Source organism: Micromonospora sp. SL4-19, assembly GCF_047921475.1.
Taxonomy (GTDB): Bacteria; Actinomycetota; Actinomycetes; order Mycobacteriales; family Micromonosporaceae; genus Micromonospora.
Window position 1 is genome coordinate 1 of the sequence record NZ_JBLROB010000080.1, and the last position, 967, is coordinate 967.

Annotated in this window: 1 protein-coding gene; it reads right to left on the bottom strand. The window is 67.2% G+C overall.

The annotated features are described in order from the left end of the window. Positions 1-27: 27 nt before the first annotated feature. On the bottom strand, positions 28-967 hold a 940-nt coding region (locus tag ACNAVT_RS31770; protein WP_416301687.1), incomplete at its 5' end, for an IS3 family transposase.

Consider the following 967-nt stretch of genomic DNA (forward strand, 5'->3'; position numbering starts at 1 on the left):
TGAACCGCCCCGAGTCTGGTGGAGTCCTCAGACTGTGACCAGGGTTTGCTGGTCGGGTTGGTGGTGAGCGTAGAACATCGATTCGTATTCGGCTGGCGGCAGGTAGTTCAGGGCGGAGTGCAGCCGGTGGTGGTTGTACCAGTCGACCCATTCGGCGGTGGCCAGCTCGACCTGGGCGAGGCTGTGCCACGGCCGGCCGGGTTTGATCAGTTCGGTCTTGTAGAGGCCGATGGTGGATTCCATCAGCGCGTTGTCCAGGGCGTCGCCGACGGTGCCGATGGAGGCGTCGATGCCGGCGTCGACGAGGTGGGTGGTGAACCGGAACGACGTGTACTGGGCTCCCGCATCCGAGTGGTGAATGAGGCCCGCCTCGACCGGGCGGCCGTCGCGGTCTCGGCGCCACAGGCCCATGTCGAGGGCGTCCAGGACGAGGGTGGTGTGTTTGGTGGTGGCCGCGGACCAGCCGACGATCGTCCTCGAGTAGACGTCGACGACGAACGCCACGTAGACCACGCCGGCGAAGGTGGCCACGTGGGTGAAGTCCGCGACCCAGCACCGGTTCGGCGTGGCCGCGGTGAAGTCGCGCTGCACGAGATCCTGCGCCCGTTGGGCGCCGGGGTCGGCGATGGTGGTGCGGATCTTCTTACCCCGCACCACACCGGTTAGACCGGCTTGCCGCATGAGCCGCTCGACCGTGCAGCGGGCCACATGGTGGCCTTCGCGGCGCAACGCGGCCCAGATCTTGCGGGTCCCGTAGACGCCGTAGTTGCCCTGGTGCACGCGCCGGATCTCCGCCAGGATCTCGGCATCACGGACGGTCCGCGCCGACGGCGGCAGGGCCTTGGCCTTGTAGTAGGTGCTGGCGGCGATCTTCATACCGTGACCGGCAAGGACACGGCAGATCGGCTCGACCCCGCCGAACTGCTCCTTATGTGCGTCGATGAACGCTACGAGCGATGCTGTGGCC